Below are 22,961 nucleotides of genomic sequence, written 5' to 3'. Positions count from 1 at the left end.
TCACGCACCGTTGACAGGCTCGTCGGCATGTAGGTCGGACGCAACGTGACTGCGGGACGAGAGCTATGCACCAGGAACAGCAACAACCGGCCACCGGCCACCGGGGCGCCGTCGAACACGGGCCTCTCGCGGGCTTCACCGTGGGCGTGACGGCCGCGCGCCGGGCCGAGGAGCTCGGCGCGCTGCTCCAGCGGCGCGGGGCGGCGGTGCTGCACGCGCCCGCCCTGCGGATCGTGCAGCTCGCCGACGACAGCGAGCTGCTCGCCGCCACCAAGGAGCTCATCGACCAGGCCCCCGACGTCGTGGTCGCCACCACCGCCATCGGCTTCCGCGGCTGGATCGAGGCGGCCGACGGCTGGGGACTCGGCGAGCAGTTGCTCGCCCGCCTGGGTGGGGTGGAGCTGCTCGCCCGCGGTCCCAAGGTGAAGGGCGCCGTCCGGGCCGCCGGGCTGACGGAGGCGTGGTCGCCGTCCAGCGAGTCCATGGCCGAGGTGCTCGACCGGCTGCTGGAGGAGGGCGTCGAGGGGCGCCGGGTCGCCGTCCAGCTGCACGGCGAACCGCTGCCCGGGTTCGTGGAGTCGCTGCGTGCGGCGGGCGCCGAGGTGGTGGGGGTGCCCGTGTACCGGTGGATGCCGCCGGAGGACATCTCACCGCTCGACCGGCTCATCGACGCCGCCGTCGCGCGCGGCCTGGACGCGATCACCTTCACCAGCGCGCCCGCGGCCGTGTCGCTGTTCTCCCGGGCGGAGGAGCGCGGACTGCTGTCCGAGCTGCTCACCGCCCTGCGCCACGACGTGCTGCCGGTCTGCGTCGGCCCCGTCACCGCGGTGCCGCTGCAGGCGCGCGGCGTGGACACCGTCCAGCCGGAGCGGTTCCGGCTCGGGCCGCTCGTGCAGCTGCTGTGCCAGGAGCTGCCGACCCGGGCCCGGGCGCTGCCGCTCGCCGGTCACCAGGTGGAGATCCGCGGCCACGCGGTGCTGGTCGACGGGGAGCTGCGGCCGGTGCCGCCGGCCGGGATGTCGCTGCTGCGGGCGCTGTCGCGGCGGCCGGGGTGGGTGGTGCCGCGGGCCGATCTGCTGCGGGCGCTGCCCGGGGCGGGCCGGGACGAGCACGCCGTCGAGACGGCGATGGCCCGGCTGCGGACGGCCCTCGGCGCGCCCAAGCTGATCCAGACCGTGGTCAAGCGCGGGTACCGGCTGGCGCTCGATCCGGCCGCGGACGCCAAGTACGCGGACGTCTGAGCGGTTTGCCCGCCCCCGGGGCCGTGACTGCCCCGGGGAGTGCGCCCGCACGGGGTGGTTATCGGTCTCCCGCGCTGGCACTGTGAGGGGAAGGGTTCTTCCGGGAGAACGCCCAAGGCGGTGGCGCATGGCACTGGGGACGGTCACGGACTTCCACGAGCTGCGGTTCGACGCCGGGCGGTGTTGTCTCGACCTGCTGGCGACCAGTCATCCCCAGGAACATCTCGACGGCGTCGCGCCGTTGTGCGCGTGGATCCGCGGCTGCGGGCTCGTCCCACCGGGCACCCCGCTCACCCACGCCGACCCCAGCTGGCCGCCGGCCTTCCGGGAACTACGCCGCAATATAGGACAGTTGGTGCACGGATGGCTGGCCCACACGGTCGCCGCCCCGCACGACCTCGCGCTGGCCCAGGTCAACGCCGCCGCCCGGATCGCGCCGCCCGCCCCGTGCGCGGTGCGTGGTGAGGACGGTGCGCTGGTGCGCGAGTTGGACCGGCCGCCGGGCTGTGCCGCGCTGCTCGCCGCGGTCGCCCTGGACGCGGTGGAACTGCTCACCGATCCGGTCGCCCGGGCCGGGCTGCGGCGGTGCGCGGGCGACAACTGCCCCATCGTGTACGTCGACACCTCCCGGGGGCGCCGCCGGCGCTGGTGTTCCAGCGAGGTCTGCGGGAACCGGGAACGGGTCGCGCGGCACCGTCGGCGCGCCGCGCTCACGCGCGCCTGAGGGCCCGTCGGGTGACCGTCCGGCCGTACTCCGGGTGACCGTCCCGGTCGCACTCCGGGTGACGGTCGTGCCGTACTCCGGGTGACTGCCCGGCCCTACTCCGGGTGGCGCGTCCGCCCCGGATTCTGCCGACCTTCCGGCTGTGCCCGGCTGACCGTCCGCCAACTGCCCTGCCGGGTATGCGGCTTTCGTGGAGCCGGAGCCCGTCGATCGTCGAAGTGATTTCGATTACACACCGTTTACCCGTGGCGGTCGACGGGCACGCGGCGCGTTCTTGTCGGTGTGGCGGATTTGTAAAGAAAAGACGGTGGGAATGTGCCGCCATGTCCCCCTCGTCATGACACCCGGAAGAAAAGTGTCCCCGCGGTTTGAACGCTCAACACCCCCCTTGCGTACCCGTCGTCGAGCGACCGAACGGGGGATCCCCCGGACACCGGAGGTGGGCGTGCGCAAAGATGCGGCCGTGGCCAATGAACGTGGATCGAGGGCCCGACATCGCATGTCCCAGCCCTCGGAACCTGACGAGGAGCTGATGCGTGCTCTGTATCGGGAGCATGCCGGACCCCTGCTTGCGTATGTCCTGCGCCTGGTTGCCGGAGATCGGCAGCGTGCCGAGGACGTCGTGCAGGAGACGCTCATCCGTGCCTGGAAGAACGCCGGTCAGCTCAATCGGGCGACCGGATCGGTACGCCCCTGGCTGGTGACGGTCGCTCGTCGCATCGTCATCGACGGCCACCGCAGCCGGCAGGCCCGGCCGCAGGAGGTCGACCCGTCGCCGCTGGAGGTCATTCCTGCGGAGGACGAGATCGACAAGGCGCTGTGGCTGATGACGCTGTCCGACGCGCTCGACGACCTGACCCCGGCCCACCGGGAGGTGCTCGTCGAGACGTACTTCAAGGGGCGTACCGTCAACGAGGCGGCCGAGACGCTCGGCATACCCAGCGGCACCGTGCGCTCACGGGTGTTCTACGCCCTGCGGTCGATGAAGCTGGCTCTGGAGGAGCGGGGGGTGACGGCGTGATGAGCATTTACGGGGGGTTCGGAGCAGGTGGGCCGGGTATGTCTGGCCCCATGCAGGGATCTGTGGGATCTCCGAGCCCGAGCGAACACGAGACCGTCGGCGCCTACGCCCTCGGCATCCTCGACGACGCCGAGGCGACCGCCTTCGAGGCGCATCTCGCCGGCTGTGAATGGTGCGCCCAGCAGCTCGACGAGCTCGCCGGGATGGAACCGATGCTGGCCGCGCTCGCGGACCTGCCGGGTTCCGGCACCCCCGCGATCGGCGACTCCCTGTCCGCCCGTCCCAGCCCGCGCCTCGCCGAGCGGCTGGTCGACGAGATCTCCGAGCGCCGCGCGCGGGGGCGCCGCCGTTCCTTCTTCCTGGTGGCGGCCGCCGCCGCGCTGATCATCGGCGGCCCCCTCACGGTGCTGGCCGCGACCGGCGGCGACAGCGGGAGCACCGGCGTCCAGGCGGGCTCCACCAAGTCCGCGAACTCCGCCAAGGACGCCTTCGACGCGCTCGCCCAGCGGGTCTCCGCGACCGACTCCGCCAGCAAGGTCTCCGCGACCGTCGCCATGGGCGAGAAGACGTGGGGCACGGAGATCGGCGTCGAGCTGACGAACGTCAAGGGCCCGGAGAAGTGCTCCCTCATCGCCGTCGGCAAGAACGGCGAGCGCGAGACGGTCTCCTCCTGGTCCGTTCCGGAGTGGGGCTACGGCCTCCCCGGCGCCAAGACCGAACAGGCCAAGAACCCGCTCTACGTGTCGGGCGGCGCGGCCTTCAAGACCAACGAGATCGACCACTTCGAGGTCATGACCTTCGACGGCAAGAAGCTGGTGCAGGTCGACGCGTAGGGGAGCATGGCTTCCCGGGCCCCCTTGGCGTACGGTTGACGGCTGCCCAGCACGTCAGAAGGGGGCCCGGTGGCCGCTCAGGCACAGCAGGAGACCGTGGTCGGATCGGTCGACGAAGCCGCACAGGATTCCATGGGGGATTCGGTGCGGGACCGAGAGATCAAGGTCGAACAGGTACACCTCGACCGGGTGTACCGCCGCCTCGAGGAGAAGATCCACGAGGCGGAGTTCCTCATGAACGACGCGGCCCAGCGCGGCCAGGTCGGCACGCCAGGCGCCCTCGCCGAACGCGACGCCCAGGTCTTCCGGGCCGGCGTCCACCTCAACCGGCTCAACAACGAGTTCGAGGACTTCCTGTTCGGGCGGATCGACCTGCTGCTCGGCAAGGACGGCAAGAGGGGCCCGGACGGCGCCTACACCGCCGTCGAGCCCGCCGAGGGCGCCGTCCGCCCCGACAGCACGGCCGACATCGCCGAGACGCTGCACATCGGCCGGATCGGCGTCCTCGACTCCGAGTACGCGCCGCTGGTCATCGACTGGCGGGCGCCCGCGGCCGCCCCGTTCTACCGCTCCACCCCCGTCGACCCGGGGCGTGTCGTGCGCCGCCGGGTGATCCGCTCCAAAGGGCGGCGCGTCCTCGGCGTCGAGGACGACCTGATGCGTCCCGAGCTGAGAGCGACCCTGGACGGCGGTGAACTGCCCGTCATCGGCGACGGCGCCCTCATGGCCGCCCTGGGCCAGGCCCGCAGCCACACCATGCGCGACATCGTCGCCTCCATCCAGGCCGAGCAGGACCTCGTCATCCGCGCCCCCGCCGCCTCCGTCACGTACGTCGAGGGCGGGCCGGGCACCGGCAAGACCGCCGTCGCGCTGCACCGGGCCGCCTACCTGCTCTACCAGGACCGGCGCCGGTACTCCGGCGGCATCCTGATCGTCTCGCCCACGCCCCTGCTGGTGGCGTACACCGAGGGCGTACTGCCCTCCCTCGGCGAGGAGGGCCAGGTCGCCATCCGCGCCATCGGCTCCCTCGTCGACGGCGCCGAGGCCACCCTGTACGACTCCCCGGCGGTGGCCCGGGCCAAGGGGTCGTACAGGATGCTGAAGGTGCTGCGCAAAGCCGCCCGCGGCGCCCTGGAGAACGGCGGCGCACCCGAGCACGGTCCCGGCGGCGGCCGACGCACGGCCCAGACGACCCGGGCGACCCGGGCGACGCAGACGACCCGGACGCCGCAGGCCACGCAGCTCGGCTTCGACGAGCCCGACCAGGCCGCCGAGCCCGACGAGGCGCCCGTGCCGACGGGCACGCCCAGCCGGCTGCGCGTCGTCGCCTTCGGCCGCCGGCTGGAGCTGGAGGCCGCCGACCTGCAGCGTGTCCGGCACAGCGCGCTCAGCGGCACCGCTCCGGTGAACCTGCTGCGCCCCCGCGCCCGCAAGCTGCTCCTGGACGCCCTGTGGGAGCGCTCCGGCGCGGCCGGCCGGCACAGCGACCCGGAGCTCGCCGCAGAGCTGCGCTCCTCCTTCGACGAGGACGTGAGCACCGAGGACGCCTTCATCGCCTTCCTCGACGCCTGGTGGCCCGAGCTCACCCCGCAGGCCGTCCTGCGGGCCATGGCCGACGAACGGCGGCTGGGCCGCTGGGCGCGCCGGATCCTCAACCCCGGCGAGGTCCGCAAGGTCGCCCGCTCCCTCAAGCGGGACGGGCTCTCCGTGCACGACATCGCCATGCTCGACGAGCTCCAGGCGATCCTCGGCGCCCCGGCCCGCCCCCGCAAGAGACGCGAGCTCGACCCGCTGGACCAGCTCACCGGCCTCGAGGAGCTGATGCCGACGCGCGAGGAGACCCAGCGCGAGCGCGCCGAGCGGCTCGCCCAGGAGCGCACCGAGTACGCGCACGTCATCGTCGACGAGGCGCAGGACCTCACCCCGATGCAGTGGCGCATGGTCGGCCGCCGCGGCCGGCACGCCACCTGGACGGTCGTCGGCGACCCCGCCCAGTCCTCCTGGTCCGACCCCGACGAGGCCGCCGAGGCCCGCGACGAGGCCCTCGGCACCCGCCCCCGCCGCCGCTTCCAGCTGACGGTGAACTACCGCAACCCGGCCGAGATCGCCGAGCTGGCCGCCAGGGTGCTGGCCCTGGCCATGCCCGGCGCCGAGTCCCCGTCGGCGGTCAGGTCGACGGGTGTCGTGCCTCGCTTCACGGCCGCCCGCGGCTCCCTGGCGCCGGCCGTGCGCGCGGAGGCCGAGCGGCTCCTCGCGCGCGTGGACGGCACCGTCGGCGTCGTCGTCGCCATGAACCGCCGTGAGGAGGCCAGGCGCTGGCTGGCCGGTCTCGGGGACCGCGTGGTGGCGCTCGGCAGCCTCGAGGCCAAGGGCCTGGAGTACGACGCCACGGTCGTCGTCTCGCCGGCGGAGATCGCCGACGAGTCGCCGGCCGGCCTGCGGGTGCTGTACGTCGCCCTCACCCGGGCGACGCAGCAGCTCACGGTGGTGTCCGGGGAGCGGGACGAGCCGGACGCGCACGGGGTGCCGGACCTTCTGCGCGACTGATCGAGGTGAACTGCCCGCACGGGAATGGCGTTCGGGCATCCGTTTGTTAGCCTGGTCGTGACACCGGCTCGATCCAAGCCCCCGGGCCCAACCTTCGTCGCTACGAGCGACCACTTGCCGCGAGGCGAGCATGGCGGGTCGGTGTCATGAACGTGAGAGAGGCCCGCATCATCCGTGATGCGGGCCTCTCTCGTGCCGCGGCCGCAGGTTCATTGAGAACAAAACGATCGCAACTCGGGGCGGCTTTCCCGTACTCGTCGGTAGGTGCGACGATCGGACCGCAAACCCGCGACCCAGCAGTGCAGAGGAAGTCGGCCATGGCAACGGCGCCCAGCGTCTCCTACTCGATGACGGTCCGGCTGGAGGTGCCCGCGAGCGGAACCGCGGTCTCCCAGCTCACCGGGGCCGTCGAGTCCCACGGAGGCTCCGTGACCGGCCTCGACGTCACGGCGTCCGGCCACGAGAAGCTCCGCATCGACGTCACCATCGCCGCCACCTCCACCTCCCACGCCGACGAGATCGTCGAGCAGCTGCGCGGCATCGAGGGCGTCACCCTCGGCAAGGTCTCCGACCGTACGTTCCTGATGCACCTCGGCGGCAAGATCGAGATGGCGTCCAAGCACCCCATCCGCAACCGTGACGACCTCTCGATGATCTACACGCCGGGTGTGGCCCGGGTCTGCATGGCGATCGCCGAGAACCCCGAGGACGCCCGCCGCCTCACCATCAAGCGCAACTCCGTTGCGGTCGTGACGGACGGCTCGGCCGTGCTCGGCCTCGGCAACATCGGCCCGAAGGCCGCGCTGCCCGTCATGGAGGGCAAGGCGGCCCTCTTCAAGCGGTTCGCCGGCATCGACGCCTGGCCGCTGTGCCTGGACACCCAGGACACCGACGCCATCGTCGAGATCGTCAAGGCGATCGCCCCCGGCTTCGCGGGCATCAACCTCGAGGACATCTCCGCGCCCCGCTGCTTCGAGATCGAGGCCCGGCTGCGCGAGGCCCTCGACATCCCCGTCTTCCACGACGACCAGCACGGCACCGCGATCGTCGTCCTCGCCTCCCTCACCAACGCCCTGCGCGTCGTCGGCAAGGGCATCGGCGACGTGCGCGTGGTCATGTCCGGCGCGGGCGCGGCCGGCACGGCCATCCTCAAGCTGCTGCTCGCCGCCGGCGTCAAGAACGCGGTCGTCGCCGACATCCACGGCGTGGTCCACGCGGGCCGCCCGGACCTCGTCGACGCGGCCCCCGACTCGGCGCTGTGCTGGATCGCCGACAACACCAACCCCGAGGGCCTCACCGGCACCCTGAAGGAGGCCGTGCGCGGCGCGGACGTCTTCATCGGCGTCTCCGCCCCGAACGTCCTCGACGGCGACGACGTGGCCGCGATGGCCGAGGGCTCGATCGTGTTCGCGCTCGCGAACCCCGACCCCGAGGTCGACCCGGCGGTCGCCCGCCAGACAGCCGCGGTCGTGGCCACCGGCCGCTCCGACTTCCCCAACCAGATCAACAACGTGCTGGTCTTCCCGGGCGTCTTCCGCGGTCTGCTGGACGCCCAGTCCCGCACCGTCAACACGGAGATGATGCTCGCGGCGGCGAAGGCCCTCGCGGACGTCGTGAGCGAGGACGAGCTCAACGCGAACTACATCATCCCCAGCGTCTTCAACGACAAGGTCGCGGGCGCGGTGGCCGGCGCGGTGCGCGAGGCCGCCAAGGCGGCCGGGGCGTAGGCCTCGTAGGCTTTGTCACCTCTACAGGCTCTGTCGTGCGGCACGCGGGGGCCGGGGCGGTCTGCGACGGGGGCCGGGGCGGTCTGTGACGATCGCCACGACGGCCCCCGCGTCGGCGCGTCGCGGAACCCCGCGCCGTGGACGGCCCTCTAGGGTTGCGCCCGAGCCAAGCGCTCTCGTGTGACTCCCAAGGGTTGTCTCACGACTCCGAGCGGGTGCCGGATTGGCTTTCCCGCCGCAGGTAGGGGCAGGATGCGTCCCTGGGCGCGAGCACAACGACTTCGCTGTGCCCCACAGGCGGCTCCGCCGCGTGGCACGCCTCAACGGCAAGAAGAACACGGGAGTAAGAACATGAACCGCAGTGAGCTGGTGGCCGCGCTGGCCGACCGCGCCGAGGTGACCCGTAAGGACGCCGACGCCGTTCTGGCCGCGTTCGCCGAGACCGTCGGCGAGATCGTCGCCAAGGGCGACGAGAAGGTCACCATCCCCGGCTTCCTGACCTTCGAGCGCACCCACCGTGCCGCTCGCACGGCGCGCAACCCGCAGACCGGTGACCCGATCCAGATCCCGGCCGGCTACAGCGTCAAGGTGTCCGCGGGCAGCAAGCTCAAGGAAGCCGCCAAGGGCAAGTAGGCCTTCGCGTACGCGACGGTATCTGCGTACGAGGCTCAGCAACGCGAATGGGGCGGCTCCCCTCGGGGGAGCCGCCCCATCGTCGTACCCGTCACAGCGCGCGGGCCGGCGCTGGACCTAGCCGAGCGCCTTGCCCGGCAGTTCCACCTTCGCGCCGAGCTCCACCAGCTTCTCCATGAAGTTCTCGTAGCCGCGGTTGATGAGGTCGATGCCGTGCACGCGGGAGGTGCCCTGGGCCGCGAGGGCGGCGATCAGGTACGAGAACCCGCCGCGCAGGTCGGGGATGACCAGATCGGCGCCCTGGAGCTTCGTGGGACCCGACACGACCGCGGAGTGCAGGAAGTTGCGCTGCCCGAAGCGGCAGTCGGAGCCGCCGAGGCACTCGCGGTAGAGCTGGATGTGGGCGCCCATCTGGTTGAGCGCCGAGGTGAAGCCCAGCCGCGACTCGTAGACCGTCTCGTGGACGATCGACAGGCCCGTGGCCTGGGTGAGGGCGACGACCAGCGGCTGCTGCCAGTCGGTCTGGAAGCCGGGGTGCACGTCCGTCTCCAGCGCGATGGACTTCAGCTGGCCGCCGGGGTGCCAGAAGCGGATGCCCTCGTCGTCGATCTCGAACGCGCCGCCCACCTTGCGGTAGGTGTTCAGGAACGTCATCATCGAGCGCTGCTGCGCCCCGCGGACGTAGATGTCGCCCTCGGTGGCCAGCGCCGCCGACGCCCAGGAGGCGGCCTCCAGACGGTCCGACAGGGCCGCGTGGTTGTAGCCGCCGAGCTTGTCCACACCGGTGACGCGGATCGTGCGGTCGGTGTCCATCGCGATGATGGCGCCCATCTTCTGCAGCACGCAGATGAGGTCCTCGATCTCCGGCTCCACGGCCGCGTTCGAGAGCTCGGTGACGCCCTCCGCCAGCACCGCCGTCAGCAGCACCTGCTCGGTCGCGCCGACCGACGGGTACGGCAGCCGGATCTTCGTGCCGCGCAGCCGCCGCGGCGCCTCCAGGTACTGCCCGTCCGCCCGCTTCTCGATCGTCGCGCCGAACTGCCGCAGCACCTCGAAGTGGAAGTCGATGGGCCGCCCGCCGATGTCGCACCCGCCGAGGCCGGGGATGAAGGCGTGGCCGAGACGGTGCAGCAGCGGACCGCAGAGGAGGATCGGGATGCGGCTGGAGCCCGCGTGGGCGTCGATGTCGGCGACGTTGGCGCTCTCGACGTAGGTCGGGTCGAGCACCAGCTCGCCCGGCTCCTCGCCCGGACGGACCGTCACCCCGTGCAGTTGCAGCAGACCGCGCACGACCCGCACGTCACGGATGTCCGGAACGTTGCGCAGCCGGCTCGGCTCACTGCCCAGCAGGGCGGCGACCATGGCCTTGGGTACGAGGTTCTTCGCACCGCGGACCCGGATCTCGCCCTCGAGCGGGGTGCCGCCGTGGACAAGCAGTACGTCGTCAGAACCATTGACGGTCATGTGTCTCGCGTTCCATGGATGGTGGATCAGGGCAGGGCCGTTGGGGTGGGGGCAGGGCCAGATGAAACAGAGTAATCGCCGTGGGCCCCTGCGCCGTAAGCCCGAGGACGGCTCAGGATCGTCATGGCTGTGTCACAACACGAACGGTTCCCCGGCGGGCACACAAGGTCACCGCGGGCCGTGCGTGCGGCCCGTGCGCCCGGTCCGCGTCCGTGCGCCCGCCCGGTTCCCGGCGCACCCCTCGGCGGACGTCCCACCGGCCCGCACTTCCCCGTTCTCCCGCGCGCGCCACCGCCCCCCGCATTGCCTCCCCAATCCGCGGGAAGATGCGGGATCATGTGTGGCATGACCGAGGTGTCCTCGCTCACAGGGCGGCTGCTCGTGGCCACGCCCGCCCTGGCGGACCCGAACTTCGACCGTGCGGTGGTGCTCCTCCTCGACCACGACGAGGAGGGCTCGCTCGGCGTCGTCCTCAACCGGCCCACCCCGGTGGGCGTCAGCGACATCCTGGAGGACTGGGCGGACCTCGCGGGCGAACCCGGCGTCGTCTTCCAGGGCGGCCCGGTCTCCCTCGACTCGGCCCTCGGGATCGCCGTCATCCCGGGCGGCGCGGCCGTCGACGGCGCCCCGCTCGGCTGGCGCCGGGTGCACGGCGCGATCGGCCTGGTCGACCTGGAGGCCCCGCCGCAACTCCTCGCCGCGGCGCTCGGCTCCCTGCGGATCTTCGCCGGGTACGCCGGCTGGGGGCCCGGCCAGCTGGAGGACGAGCTCGTGGAGGGCGCCTGGTACGTCGTGGAGTCCGAGCCCGGCGACGTCTCCTCGCCGTCCCCCGAGCGGCTCTGGCGCGAGGTGCTGCGCCGCCAGCGCAACGATCTGGCGATGGTCGCGACCTACCCGGACGACGCCTCTCTCAACTGATGCGCGTGAGCATCCCGGCCCGGCTTAAGTACGCTTGGCGCCATGAGCACTCTTGAGCCTGAGACCCAGCCCCAGCGAGGCACGGGGACGGGGACCCTCGTGGAGCCGACGCCGCAGGTGTCGCACGGCGACGGGGACCACGAGCGCTTCGCCCACTACGTCCAGAAGGACAAGATCATGGCGAGCGCCCTCGACGGGACGCCCGTCGTGGCGCTGTGCGGCAAGGTCTGGGTGCCGGGCCGCGACCCGAAGAAGTACCCGGTGTGCCCCATGTGCAAGGAGATCTTCGAGTCCATGGCGGGCGGCGGCGACGACAAGGGCAAGGGCGGCGACAACAAGTAGCCGGCGGAGCTTCCAGGGCCCCCGAGGGCGTGCGCCGACGCGCCCCGGAGGCCTTCGGCGTGTTCACGGGTCACCGGTTGGTCCAGACCTCTTGTGGGTGGTATCTCACGGCACTGGCCTCCGGTGCGTGGTGCCGAGCGGTGCGGCCGTGGCGCACGCCGCTGCCGAGGTCTTTCGAAAGCGGTTCCCGGACCCTTTGAAGGACTGACGTGATGTCTGTGATGGATCTCGTCCCCGCGCCCCGCACCGTCGAGGGCCCCATGCGCTGCGGTGTCGTGTTCGACGAGGACACCACCCTGTGGGCCGCCCCCGGCACACAGACCACCGAGCTCTGGCTGCGCGCCACGCTCGGCGCGGCGCTCGGCCTGACCCTGCGGCCCGGACCGCCGGACGCCCGCGGCGGCGTACGGCTGTGCCTGGACGACACGCTGGAGCCCGAGGCGTACCGGCTGAGCGTCGTCGCGACCCGGGGCGTCGAGATCCGCGGCGGGGGCCCCGCCGGCGTCTTCTGGGGCGCCCAGACGCTGCGCCAGCTCCTCGGCCCGGAAGCCTTCCGGCGCGCTCCCGTCCGGCCGGGGATCAGGTACGGCGTCCCGCACCAGATCGTCGAGGACGCCCCCCGGTTCCCCTGGCGCGGCCTCATGCTCGACGTCGCCCGGCACTTCATGCCCAAGGACGGCGTCCTGCGTTATCTGGACCTGATGGCGGCGCACAAACTCAACGTGCTCCACCTCCATCTGACGAACGACCAGGGCTGGCGGATCGAGATCCGCAGGCACCCCCGGCTCACCGAGGTCGGCTCCTGGCGGGCCCGCACGAAGATCGGCCATCGCGCCTCGCCGCTGTGGGAGGACAAGCCGCACGGCGGCTTCTACACCCAGGACGACATCCGGGAGATCGTCGCGTACGCGGCGCAACGGCACATCGCCGTCGTCCCCGAGATCGACGTTCCCGGTCACTCGCAGGCCGCGATCGCCGCGTACCCGGAACTCGGTAACGCCGACGTCGTCGACACCACCGCCCTCTCCGTCTGGGACACCTGGGGCGTCAACCCGAACGTCCTCGCCCCCACCGACCACACCCTGCGCTTCTACGAGGGGGTGTTCGAGGAGGTGCTGGAACTGTTCCCGTCAGAGTTCGTCCACGTCGGGGGTGACGAATGCCTCAGGGACCAGTGGCGGCGTTCACCGGCCGCGCAGGCCCGCATCGCGCAACTCGGCCTCGCGGACGAGGACCAGCTGCAGTCCTGGTTCGTCCGCCACTTCGGCACCTGGCTCGCCGCGCGCGGGCGGCGGCTCATCGGCTGGGACGAGATCCTGGAGGGCGGGCTCCCCGATCGGGCGGCCGTGTCCTCCTGGCGCGGCTACGCGGGCGGGATCGCCGCCGCGCGGGCCGGGCACGACGTGGTCATGTGCCCCGAGCAGCACGTGTACTTCGACCACCGGCAGGCGGCCGGCGCGGACGAGCCCGTGCCGATCGGCCACGTGCGCACCCTGGAGGACGTCTATCGGTTCGATCCCGTTCCCACGGAGTTGACGCCGGCACAGGCGCGGCACGTGCTCGGCACGCAGGCCAACCTGTGGACCGAGGCGATGGAGGACCACGCGCGCGTGGACTACCAGGCCTTCCCCCGCCTCGCCGCCTTCGCCGAGGTCGCCTGGAGCGATCTGCCCGCCCCGCGGGAGCGGGACTTCGCCGGCTTCGAGCGGCGGATGCGGGCCCACTACGCGCGGCTCGACGCCCTGGGCGTCGGCTACCGCCCGCCGGGCGGACCCCGGCCGTGGCAGCGGCGCCCCGGCGTCCTCGGCCGGCCCCTCGAGGGACCGCCCCCGAACCGGTGATCCGGGGCGTCACACAGAAACCCCGGCAGGGTCACCGAAGAGAGGCAATTCACGCGCACCGGTGATGCCGTGCGAAAACGGACCATCTCCGCGACGAGGTGGGCGAATGCCTCCTAGCGGACCCCCGCGCTCGGGTGTCGCGAAGATGTGCCAGAGTTGCCACGTCCGCCCTGTCAGCACGTACCGTACGGCAACACAGGTGGGACCAGGTGGGGCAGCGGGAAGGGGCAGCCGGTCATGAGCACGCACGCACCGCAGGCGGCGCAGGCCGTCACGCTGCCCACGACGCTGGACGACGCCGTGGCGGCCCTCGCGGCCATGCCCGCGGCCGTTCCCGTGGCCGGTGGAACCGACCTGATGGCCGCCGTGAACTCGGGCCAGCTGCGTCCCGCCGGGCTCGTGGGCCTCGGCCGGATCAGCGAGATCCGCGGCTGGCAGTACCAGGACGGCCACGCGCTGCTCGGCGCCGGACTCACCCACGCGCGCATGGGCCGCCCCGACTTCGCCGCCCTGATCCCGGCGCTCGCCGCGGCCGCCCGCGCCGCCGGTCCGCCGCAGATCCGCAACGCGGGCACGCTGGGCGGCAACGTCGCCTCGGCCGCACCCACGGGCGACGCGCTGCCCGTGCTGGCCGCGCTGGAGGCGACCCTGATCGTCGCGGGCCCGGGCGGAGCCCGCCGGGAGGTCCCGGTGTCGCACCTGCTGGCCGGCATGGAGATGCTGCGCGGCGGCGAGCTCATCGGGTACGTGCGCGTGCCCCTGCTGCACGCCCCGCAGGTCTTCCTGAAGGCCACCGGCCGCACCGGTCCGGGTCGCGCGACGGCCTCCGTGGCACTGGTCCTCGACCCCGCACGGCGCGGGGTCAGGTGCGCGGTGGGCGCCATAGCGCCGATGCCGCTGCGGCCGCTCGAGGCCGAGCAGTGGGTCGCCCGGCTGATCGACTGGGACAACAGCCGCACGATCGTCCCCGAGGCCCTGACGGCGTTCGGCGAGTACGTCGCCGCCGCCTGCATCCCCGACCCGACGCCCGGCGTGGACGGCTCCGTGCCGGAACTTCCGCCCGCCGTACTGCACCTGCGGCGCACCGTCGCCGCACTGGCCCGACGAGCACTGGGGAGGGCGCTGTCGTGACCGACGACCAGCAGGGACACGGACAGGGCCCCGGCCCGGGGCCCGCCGGACAGGAGAACGGGCGGGACCAGGGCGCGCCGCAGGGCGCCGGCCGCTGGGACCCGCTGCCCCACGGGGACTACGACGACGGCGCGACCGCCTTCGTGAAGCTCCCCGAGGGCGGCATCGACGCCCTTCTCGCGGGCCGCGGCGACAGCCCGCTCGCCGCGCCGGGCCACGGGTACGTGCCGCCGCAGATAGCGGTGGCGCCCCCGGCGGACGACGCCGCCACCTGGGCGGCCCCGGCCGGCGGCAGCGACTGGCCCGTCGCGCAGGACACCCCGCAGACGGTGGGCGACGACCGCTTCCGGTACAACCCGGGCGCGACCGGCCAGTGGACGTTCGAGGACACCTCGGCGGGCCAGGGCGCACCGGGGTCCGCGCCCGCCCCGGGCCACGACGTGACCGGCCAGTGGTCGATCCCCGTCGCGGGCGGCGACCTTCCCGACGAATCAGGAGAGTTCACCGCGTCGTCCCTGGTCGAGCAGTGGGGCAGTACGCCCCCGGCCACCCTGCCCGGCGGCGCGCCCGCACCCTGGGCGACGGACCCGGCCGGCACGGGGCACCAGACCTGGGCGCAGCCCACGGACGAGGCCGTGCCCGCCGTCCCTCCGGCGACGGACCCGGCGACGGACCCGGCGCCGTACGGCCACGCACCCGAGCACCTGCCCCCGCACGAGACCGGGACCGCGTTCACACCGGAGCACGACCCGTCGGCCGCGGCCCCGGGCCGGGTCCGCCCCGGCGCCGAGTCCGCCGGCCGGGACCCCCTCCCGAGCGGCGTGTTCGCCGCCCCGGAGATCTCCGCCGAGGCCTACACGGTGCCCGCCGACGGGCCCGCCGGGACCGCCCGGCAGGCCCCTGAGGCCGAGGGGGGCGCCGAGACGTCCGGGGAGCCGGATCCGGCCCGCGACGCTGTCCACGGCCTCGCGGAAGCCGTCCACCGGCCCGCGCAGTCGCCCGCCGAGGACGACGACGCGCTCTCCGGCGACGCCCCGCAGACCCCGCGACCGCACGCCATGGACGCGCACGCCGCCGACGCGCACGCCACGGATCCGCACGCCGCCGACGCGCAGCCTGCGCCGGGGGCGGGCGAGGACGCCGACGACGTCCCGCCGCCGTTCCACGAGGAACACCCCCTCGCCGGTTACGTGCTGAGCGTCAACGGCTCCGACCGTCCCGTCACCGACGCCTGGATCGGCGAGTCCCTGCTCTACGTGCTGCGCGAGCGGCTCGGTCTCGCGGGCGCCAAGGACGGCTGTTCGCAGGGCGAGTGCGGCGCCTGCAACGTGCAGGTGGACGGACGCCTCGTCGCGTCCTGCCTGGTCCCGGCCGTCACCACCGCCGGCAGCGAGATCCGTACCGTCGAAGGGCTGGCCGTCGACGGACAGCCCTCGGACGTGCAGCGGGCCCTCGCCGCCTGCGGGGCCGTGCAGTGCGGCTTCTGCGTGCCCGGCATGGCGATGACCGTGCACGACCTGCTCGAGGGCAACCCGGCGCCGTCCGAACTGGAGGCCCGCCAGGCCCTGTGCGGCAACCTGTGCCGCTGCTCCGGGTACCGGGGCGTCCTGCGAGCCGTCCAGGACGTCGTCGCCGAGCGGCAGGCGCACGCCGGCTCCGACACCGAGACGGACGGGGACGAAGCACGTATCCCCCATCAGGCGGGCCCGGGCGCGGGCGGCGTGCACGCGTCGGCGTTCGAGAACCCGGCACAGCCCCACCCGCATGACCCCGCCTACGGACAGGGCCAGGACGGAGGTCAGGCGTGACGAACGAGACAGCCACCGCGACGACTCCAGTGGAGGCGGCGCCGGCCCCCGAGCCGGTCCCGCACGGCCTCGGCGTGTCCCTGCCGCCCGCCGACGCGCGCGCCAAGACGGAGGGCACCTTCCCGTACGCGGCCGACCTGTGGGCCGAGGGCCTGCTCTGGGCGGCCGTCCTGCGCTCACCGCACCCGCACGCGCGCATCGTGTCCATCGACACCTCCCACGCGCGTGAGATGCCCGGCGTGCGGGCCGTCGTCACCCACGAGGACGTCCCGGGCCGCGCGCTGCACGGCCGGGGCAGGGCCGACCGGCCGGTGTTCGCCTCCGACGTGGTCCGCCACCACGGCGAGCCCATCGCGGCCGTCGCCGCCGACCACCCCGACACCGCGCGCATGGCCGCGGCGGCCGTCATCGTCGAGTACGAGACGCTCGACCCCGTGATCGACCCCGAGCTGGCCTTCGAGGCGGAGCCCCTGCACCCCGACGGCAACCTGATCCGGCACATTCCGCTGCACCACGGCGACCCCGCCGCGGCCGGCGACGTCGTCGTCGAGGGCCAGTACCGCATCGGGCGCGCCGACCCCGCTCCCATCGGCGCCGAGGCCGGCCTCGCCGTGCCCCGCCCCGACGGCGGCGTGGAGCTCTACCTCGCCTCCACCGACCCGCACACCGACCGCGACACGGCCGCCGCCTGCTACGGCCTCGACCCCGAACGGGTGAAGATCGTCGTCACCGGCGTGCCCGGGGCCACCGCCGACCGCGAGGACCAGGGCTTCCAGCTCCCGCTGGGCCTGCTGGCACTCAAGACCGGCTGCCCGGTGAAGCTCACGGCGACCCGCGAGGAGTCCTTCCTCGGCCACGCCCACCGCCACCCCACGCTGCTGCGCTACCGCCACCACGCCGACGCCGAGGGCCGGCTGGTGAAGGTCGAGGCGCAGATCCTGCTGGACGCCGGCGCCTACGCCGACACCTCCGCCGAGGCCCTGGCCGCAGCCGTCTCCTTCGCCTGCGGCCCCTACGTCGTGCCGAACGCCTTCATCGAGGGCTGGGCGGTGCGCACCAACAACCCGCCGTCCGGCCATGTGCGCGGCGAGGGCGCGATGCAGGTGTGCGCCGCCTACGAGGCGCAGATGGACAAGCTGGCGAAGCGGCTCGGCGTCGACCCGGCGGAGCTGCGGCTGCGTAACGTCATGGCGACCGGGGACGTCCTGCCGACCGGTCAGACGGTGACCTGTCCCGCCCCCGTCGCCGAACTCCTCCAGGCGGTCCAGGAGTTCCCCCTCCCGTCGCTGCCCAAGGACGCGCCGGAGGAGGACTGGCTGTTGCCGGGCGGACCCGAGGGCGCGGGCGAGCCGGGCGCGGTGCGCCGCGGTGTCGGCTACGGCCTGGGCATGGTCCACATGCTGGGCGCGGAGGGTGCCGACGAGGTCTCCACCGCCACCGTGAAGGTCCAGGACGGCGTCGCGACGGTGCTGTGCGCGGCGGTCGAGACCGGCCAGGGCTTCACCACGCTGGCCCGTCAGATCGTCCAGGAGACGCTGGGCGTAGACGAGGTCCACGTGGCCCCCGTGGACACCGACCAGCCCCCCGCGGGACCCGGCTGCCGGGGCCGTCACACCTGGGTCTCGGGCGGCGCGGTGGAGCGCGCGGCGAAGATGGTCCGCACGCAGTTGCTCCAGCCGCTGGCGCACAAGTTCGGCATGTCCACGGAACTGCTGCAGATCACCGACGGCAAGATCACCTCCTACGACGGCGTCCTGTCGACGCCCGTCACGGAGGAGATGCAGGGCAAGGAGCTGTGGGCGACCGCGCAGTGCCGCCCGCACCCCACCGAGCCGCTGGACGCGGCCGGCCAGGGCGACGCCTTCGTCGGCCTCGCCTTCTGCGCGATCCGCGCGGTCGTGGACGTCGACATCGAGCTCGGCTCGGTGCGGGTCGTGGAACTCGCCGTCGCCCAGGACGTCGGCCGGATCCTGAACCCGGCCCAGCTCGCCGCCCGCATCGAGGCGGGCGTCACGCAGGGCGTGGGCATCGCGCTCACCGAGAACCTGCGCACCCCCCGCGGCCTGATCCGCCACCCCGACCTCACCGGCTACGCGCTGCCCACGGCGCTGGACGCCCCGGACATCCGGATCGTCAAACTGGTCGAGGAGCGGGACGTGGTCGCGCCGTTCGGGGCGAAGGCCGCCAGCGCGGTCCCGGTCGTCACCTCGCCGGCGGCGATCGCATCCGCCGTCCGCGCGGCGACGGGCCGCCCCGTGAACCGCCTCCCGATAAGGCCGCAGGCCGCAGTGGTGACCGACCGATGAGCAACCGATGAGCGACCGGTGAGCGGCCCGGCGGCGGACGGTCTGTCGGGCGATCGCGGACCCGACCCCCGGCAGCCCGAAGCCCGGCAGCCCGACCCCCGGCAGCCCGAAGCCCGGCAGCCCGACCCCCGGCAGTACGAAGCCCGGCAGCCCGACCCCCGGCAGTACGAAGCCCGGCAGTACGAACCCCCGCCGAGCGCCGGCAAGTTGCTGCTCTGGATCCTGCTGTTCGTGACGGCCGCGCTGGCCGTGGTGCTGGGCGGCGTGTACTTCACCTGACGGGCACTCACGGCAGCGCGTGAACATGAACACGGGGTGGGACCGGGCGATTCGGGTGGGCAGGCAACGCATCGGGTCGCCGTGACGTCTTCCGGTATGGACCGGTGCCGGTGCTGCGGGCGAAACCCCCGGCGCGGTCGGGCGTCGTCGCTGGTCGGAGCCGTTGTCAGTGGGTCCGCGTAGGCTGCGGAGCAGTGGGACGGCGCACGCAACTTCCGCCAGGGGGACCCTATGGGCACGACCAGGACCACCACCGTCATGACGACGATCACTTTCACCGAGGACCAGCTGAACCGGTACGTCGCACCCGCCCCGGCACCCCGCCGGCCGGCGGCGGTCGGCATCCTGGACGCCGACCGCCTGGAGACGGAGTCCGTCCTGTTCGACCAGATGACGGGAGAGATCTCGACGACGTACTTCTTCCACGACCGCCTCGACCTGATGGACGCCACGCCGCTCGCCCCGTCCCTGGAGAAGCTGCTCCGCTGCGCCACGGCGGTGGACGAACTGGCGGCCCTGCGCGGCCAGTTCGCCTGTTACGCCGGCCGGCTCGGACCGAAGGCGGTGACCGAGGCCTCCCGGCGGCTGCTGGCGGTGTTCGAGGCGGGTGCCGAAGGCCCGAGCGGCGCGTCCGCTCTGTTCTGGAAGCTGGCCGCGGTGATCCGTCCGCTGGCCCTGGTGGCCGGCCCGGTCACGGCGTCCGGCATGGTCCTCGACCTGCCGGTCCGGCTGCTGGACGAGGAGTTCGGCTCCGCCGGCGTCGTCCGCTTCGAGGACGTCGACCTGCCCGACGTCCTCGCGCACGCTCCGACCCGGCGCTTCCTGCGCGGGAGGGGCCTGCCGGAGGAGGCCGTCCCGTTCTCGCTGGAGACGGACCTGCCGTTGCAGACCCTCGCCGAGCACAGCGCAGACGGCTGGGCGGACGGCTGGGCAGCCGACGGGGCAGACGACTGGGCCGGCGCCGGGGACCGGCTTCCGGCGCACGCCGACCGCCTCATCCGTCTGGGGAACCTCGTCGAGGACACCAGCCTCGTCGTGGACGGCGCCACGGGCGCGGTGCTGTGCTGGAGCGAGACGGACCTCACCCTGCGTCCGCTCAACGCCGACATCTCCAGCCTCGCGTTCACCCTCTGGCTGCTGAGACACGAGCGGGCCCTGGACGCGGTGCGCGAACTGACCGAGGCCTACGGCCGACTCGCCGACACCATGTCCCGCACCCTGGCCGCGACCGACCCCGTCGCCCCGGTCGCCCCGGTCGCCCTGCGTGCCCCGGCCGACCCCGCGGACGCCTGACGAGCCCTCGACGCACCGCAACGCACACCACGCTCCGTCCGGCACGCTCTGCCCTGCTCGGCGGCACCTCTCTCCCGGCCGGCGTCCAGGGCGTTGCTGTCGGTCCCGGCAGGCCTGTCCCCACGGCCCCAGGGCGCGGCGGGCGGGCGACTCGGGAGTTCGCGGACCGTACCGGCCGGTTCCGTACCGGCCGGTTCCATTGACGCGCTCTTGATCGACACTTATCTTTTGCGCGAAGTTGCGAACAGTGTTCGATTTCTCGAACGACGTTGGCGCTCCATTCCACCCCCACCCGCCGGCGCAGTTACGCGGCACCAGATGTCATCGGGCGTGACGCGACCCCTCGGCCGAAGGGTGGCGTCCCCCCGCTCCCTTCCGCATGTCTTCTCCACGGGATGTGAACCATGCACAGCGTGAGACCTCAGAGCCGCCGCGGATTCTGGACGGGCGCTCTGGCCGCCGTGGCAGCCGCCTCGTTCCTGGCGGGCGTCGCCGGTCCGGCGACCCCCGCACAGGCGGCGGAGATCACCGACGGCCTGGCCCTCTGGTACAAACTCGACGCCTCCTCGGGCGCCGTGGCGGTGGACTCCTCGGGGCACGGCAGGAACGGCACCGTCAACGGCACCGCGGGCTGGTCGGGCACCGGGGAGGGGCTCACCTTCAACGGGTCCAGCACCTACGTCGAAGTGCCGGACAACATCATGAGCGGCATGAACGCGATCACCGTCTCGATGGACGTGCAGATCGACGCCGCCCAGGCCACGCCGTACTTCCTCTACGGGTTCGGCAACACCGCGAGCAGCGGCGCCGGCAACGGGTACCTGTTCGCCACCGGCGACTCGTTCCGGGCCGCGATCGCCTCCGGGAACTCGACGACCGAGCAGAACACCCGGACCTCCGGCGCGCTGCAGCGCTCGGTCTGGAAACACGTCACCTACACCCAGACCGGTACCACCGGAGTCCTCTACGAGGACGGTGTGGAGAAGGCCCGTAACACGTCGGTCACCCTCACCCCCGGCTCCATCGGGTCCGGCCTCACCACGGCGAACTACATCGGCAAGTCGGTCTACACCAGCGACAAGCTCTTCAAGGGCAAGATCCGCGACTTCCGGGTCTACAACCGCGCGCTGGCACCCGCCGAGGTGCTCGACGTCAGCGGGAACACCACCGGCGTCGCCGCGGCCACCCACCCCCGGCTGAAGATCGCCGCCATCGTCGACGACGCCCACAGCAAGATCACCCTCCCGCTGACCGAGGGCACCGACCTCACCACGCTCGCCCCGCAGTTCACCGTCGCCCAGGGCGCGTCCATCAGCCCGGCCTCCGGCACCCCGCGCGACTTCACCGAGCCGCTCACGTACGAGGTGACCGGCTCCGGCGGCGAGAAGCGCACCTGGACGGTCGAGGCGCTGGAGATGAAGAGCCCGGTGCTGCCGGGGCTCACCGCAGACCCGAACATCGTCGCCTTCGGCGACACCTTCTACCTCTACCCGACCACCGACGGCTTCGCCGGCTGGAGCGGCACGCAGTTCAAGGCGTACTCCTCCAAGGACCTGGTCCACTGGACGGACCACGGCGTCGTCCTGGACCTCGGACCCGACGTCAGCTGGGCCGACGCCCGCGCGTGGGCCCCGACGGCGGCCGAGAAGGACGGCAAGTACTACCTCTACTACTCCGCCGACACCAACATCGGCGTCGCGGTCTCCGACTCGCCCACCGGCCCGTTCACCGACCCCCTGGGCAAGCCGCTGATCGCCCGCGGGGCCTACACGGGCCAGATGATCGACCCGGCGGTCTTCACCGACGACGACGGCACGAGGTACCTCTACTGGGGCAACGGCCGGGCGTACGTCGTCCCGCTCCACGACGACATGGTCTCCTTCGACGCCTCCAAGGTCACCGCCATCACGCCGAGCGGCTACAACGAGGGCTCCTTCGTCATCAAGCGCAACGGCACCTACTACTTCATGTGGTCGGAGAACGACACCCGGGACGAGAACTACCGCGTCGCCTACGCCACCGGCACCTCACCCACCGGGCCCTGGACCAAGCGCGGCGTGATCCTCGAGAAAGACCTCGCCCTCGGCATCAAGGGGACCGGCCACCACTCGGTCGTCCAGGTGCCCGGCACCGACGACTGGTACATCGCCTACCACCGCTTCGCCATCCCCGGCGGTGACGGCACCCACCGCGAAACCACCGTCGACAAGCTGGAGTTCGACTCGGCCGGCCTGATCAAGAAGGTCGTCCCGACCCTGAGCAGCGTCGACCCGGTCTCCGTCGGCGCCACCCTGCCGACGCACACCGACCGTTCCCTCCAGTCGGTCAACTTCCCCGGCCGCTACGCCGCCGTCCGATCCGACAACCTCGGCTACGTCGACCCGGTGACCGTCGCCAGCACCCCGGCGGTGAAGCAGAGCGCCACCTTCACCGTCGTCCCCGGCCTGGCCGACCCCACCTGCTACTCGTTCCGCGACTCGGCCGGCCGCTATCTGCGCCACATGGACTTCAGGATCCGCGCCGACGCGAACAACGGCACGGCCGTCTTCACCAAGGACGCCACCTACTGCGCCCGGCCCGGTTCGGTCGCCGGCTCGGTCAGCCTGGAGTCCTACAACTACCCCGGCCGCTACCTCCGCCACTACAACTACGAGCTGCGCATGGACACCTTCCAGAACACCGCCACCTTCCGCGCCGACAGCTCCTTCAAGGCAGTGACCCCCTGGGCCTGACCCCCCGGCCCTGACAGCACCCCCGGCCGACGGAAGGGCGACACCCCAAGAGGGGTGCCGCCCTTCCGTTCTCCCTGGTCACACACCAGAGACCGCGACGGGATTCCGGGCGGTCGGGCGG

16 protein-coding genes and 1 pseudogene are annotated in these 22,961 nt (G+C 72.7%); 16 read left to right on the top strand and 1 reads right to left on the bottom strand.

Annotation, left to right across the window (positions count from 1 at the left end):
- Positions 1-65: 65 nt before the first annotated feature.
- The 7 genes from QA802_RS16820 (at position 66) to QA802_RS16790 (ending at position 8,726) form a co-directional block, all read left to right on the top strand.
- A complete protein-coding gene (locus tag QA802_RS16820) occupies positions 66-1,241 on the top strand; it encodes a uroporphyrinogen-III synthase (RefSeq protein ID WP_319168072.1) in 1,176 nt (391 codons plus the stop codon).
- A gap of 127 nt (positions 1,242-1,368) precedes the next feature.
- Positions 1,369-1,965, top strand: coding sequence for a CGNR zinc finger domain-containing protein (locus tag QA802_RS16815; RefSeq protein ID WP_334523136.1), 597 nt, complete (start codon positions 1,369-1,371; stop codon positions 1,963-1,965).
- Positions 1,966-2,464: 499 nt separating this feature from the next.
- Positions 2,465-2,986 (top strand): sigma-70 family RNA polymerase sigma factor, encoded by a 522-nt coding sequence (locus QA802_RS16810; protein WP_010039908.1) that lies wholly within the window; start codon positions 2,465-2,467, stop codon positions 2,984-2,986.
- A gap of 50 nt (positions 2,987-3,036) precedes the next feature.
- On the top strand, positions 3,037-3,819 hold the full coding sequence (locus QA802_RS16805; RefSeq protein WP_334523133.1) for an anti-sigma factor family protein: 783 nt from the start codon (positions 3,037-3,039) through the stop codon (positions 3,817-3,819).
- A 69-nt stretch (positions 3,820-3,888) separates the two neighbouring features.
- The gene (locus QA802_RS16800) at positions 3,889-6,366 is read left to right on the top strand and encodes a HelD family protein (protein WP_334523130.1); all 2,478 of its coding nucleotides are present in this window, start codon (positions 3,889-3,891) and stop codon (positions 6,364-6,366) included.
- Between the two features lie 317 nt (positions 6,367-6,683).
- Positions 6,684-8,093, top strand: a complete 1,410-nt coding sequence (locus QA802_RS16795; RefSeq protein ID WP_319168076.1) for an NAD-dependent malic enzyme — start codon at positions 6,684-6,686, stop codon at positions 8,091-8,093.
- A 351-nt stretch (positions 8,094-8,444) separates the two neighbouring features.
- Positions 8,445-8,726 carry an HU family DNA-binding protein gene (locus QA802_RS16790; protein WP_007382399.1) on the top strand — a complete coding sequence of 94 codons (282 nt, stop codon included), beginning with the start codon at positions 8,445-8,447 and terminating at the stop codon, positions 8,724-8,726.
- Between the two features lie 117 nt (positions 8,727-8,843).
- Here the strand turns inward: QA802_RS16790 and murA are convergent, their stop codons facing one another.
- Positions 8,844-10,190 (bottom strand): UDP-N-acetylglucosamine 1-carboxyvinyltransferase, encoded by a 1,347-nt coding sequence (gene murA / locus QA802_RS16785; RefSeq protein ID WP_319168077.1) that lies wholly within the window; start codon positions 10,188-10,190, stop codon positions 8,844-8,846.
- A gap of 345 nt (positions 10,191-10,535) precedes the next feature.
- On the opposite strand from murA, the gene QA802_RS16780 reads away from it, so the two are divergent.
- The 9 genes and pseudogenes from QA802_RS16780 to QA802_RS16740 form a co-directional block, all read left to right on the top strand.
- Positions 10,536-11,108, top strand: coding sequence for a YqgE/AlgH family protein (locus QA802_RS16780; RefSeq protein ID WP_319168078.1), 573 nt, complete (start codon positions 10,536-10,538; stop codon positions 11,106-11,108).
- Positions 11,109-11,150: 42 nt separating this feature from the next.
- Entirely contained in the window at positions 11,151-11,450 is a 300-nt protein-coding gene (locus tag QA802_RS16775; protein WP_319168079.1) for a DUF3039 domain-containing protein, read from the top strand.
- Between the two features lie 221 nt (positions 11,451-11,671).
- Positions 11,672-13,291 carry a beta-N-acetylhexosaminidase gene (locus QA802_RS16770; RefSeq protein ID WP_334534695.1) on the top strand — a complete coding sequence of 540 codons (1,620 nt, stop codon included), beginning with the start codon at positions 11,672-11,674 and terminating at the stop codon, positions 13,289-13,291.
- A gap of 237 nt (positions 13,292-13,528) precedes the next feature.
- Complete coding sequence (locus QA802_RS16765; protein ID WP_334523124.1) at positions 13,529-14,422, top strand: FAD binding domain-containing protein; 894 nt, start codon at positions 13,529-13,531, stop codon at positions 14,420-14,422.
- On the top strand, positions 14,419-16,230 hold the full coding sequence (locus tag QA802_RS16760; protein ID WP_443042130.1) for a (2Fe-2S)-binding protein: 1,812 nt from the start codon (positions 14,419-14,421) through the stop codon (positions 16,228-16,230). The genes QA802_RS16765 and QA802_RS16760 overlap by 4 nt, the downstream gene beginning before the upstream one ends.
- The gene (locus QA802_RS16755; RefSeq protein WP_334523121.1) at positions 16,227-18,536 is read left to right on the top strand and encodes a xanthine dehydrogenase family protein molybdopterin-binding subunit; all 2,310 of its coding nucleotides are present in this window, start codon (positions 16,227-16,229) and stop codon (positions 18,534-18,536) included. Before QA802_RS16760 ends, QA802_RS16755 begins: the two co-directional genes overlap by 4 nt.
- An 18-nt stretch (positions 18,537-18,554) precedes the next feature.
- Positions 18,555-18,815 carry a hypothetical protein gene (locus tag QA802_RS16750; RefSeq protein WP_334523118.1) on the top strand — a complete coding sequence of 87 codons (261 nt, stop codon included), beginning with the start codon at positions 18,555-18,557 and terminating at the stop codon, positions 18,813-18,815.
- A 258-nt stretch (positions 18,816-19,073) separates the two neighbouring features.
- Positions 19,074-20,108 (top strand): SUKH-4 family immunity protein, encoded by a 1,035-nt coding sequence (locus QA802_RS16745; RefSeq protein WP_334523115.1) that lies wholly within the window; start codon positions 19,074-19,076, stop codon positions 20,106-20,108.
- 494 nt (positions 20,109-20,602) lie between these two features.
- Positions 20,603-22,840 (top strand): annotated as a pseudogene (locus tag QA802_RS16740) (family 43 glycosylhydrolase); the annotation flags it as partial.
- Positions 22,841-22,961 lie beyond the last annotated feature (121 nt).

This window comes from Streptomyces sp. B21-105, from assembly GCF_036898465.1.
Classification (GTDB): domain Bacteria; phylum Actinomycetota; class Actinomycetes; order Streptomycetales; family Streptomycetaceae; genus Streptomyces.
Note: the sequence above shows the minus strand (reverse complement) of the source record. Positions and strands in the feature narration are given on the sequence as shown.

Bases quoted from the DNA above. Each gene is read 5' to 3' on its own strand.
- QA802_RS16820 (WP_319168072.1), top strand. From the start codon at position 66: ATGCACCAGGAACAGCAACAACCGGCCACCGGCCACCGGGGCGCCGTC.
- QA802_RS16815 (WP_334523136.1), top strand. From the start codon at position 1,369: ATGGCACTGGGGACGGTCACGGACTTCCACGAGCTGCGGTTCGACGCC.
- QA802_RS16810 (WP_010039908.1), top strand. From the start codon at position 2,465: ATGTCCCAGCCCTCGGAACCTGACGAGGAGCTGATGCGTGCTCTGTAT.
- QA802_RS16805 (WP_334523133.1), top strand. From the start codon at position 3,037: ATGCAGGGATCTGTGGGATCTCCGAGCCCGAGCGAACACGAGACCGTC.
- QA802_RS16795 (WP_319168076.1), top strand. From the start codon at position 6,684: ATGGCAACGGCGCCCAGCGTCTCCTACTCGATGACGGTCCGGCTGGAG.
- QA802_RS16790 (WP_007382399.1), top strand. From the start codon at position 8,445: ATGAACCGCAGTGAGCTGGTGGCCGCGCTGGCCGACCGCGCCGAGGTG.
- murA (WP_319168077.1), bottom strand. From the start codon at position 10,190: ATGACCGTCAATGGTTCTGACGACGTACTGCTTGTCCACGGCGGCACC.
- QA802_RS16780 (WP_319168078.1), top strand. From the start codon at position 10,536: ATGACCGAGGTGTCCTCGCTCACAGGGCGGCTGCTCGTGGCCACGCCC.
- QA802_RS16775 (WP_319168079.1), top strand. From the start codon at position 11,151: ATGAGCACTCTTGAGCCTGAGACCCAGCCCCAGCGAGGCACGGGGACG.
- QA802_RS16770 (WP_334534695.1), top strand. From the start codon at position 11,672: ATGGATCTCGTCCCCGCGCCCCGCACCGTCGAGGGCCCCATGCGCTGC.
- QA802_RS16765 (WP_334523124.1), top strand. From the start codon at position 13,529: ATGAGCACGCACGCACCGCAGGCGGCGCAGGCCGTCACGCTGCCCACG.
- QA802_RS16745 (WP_334523115.1), top strand. From the start codon at position 19,074: ATGACGACGATCACTTTCACCGAGGACCAGCTGAACCGGTACGTCGCA.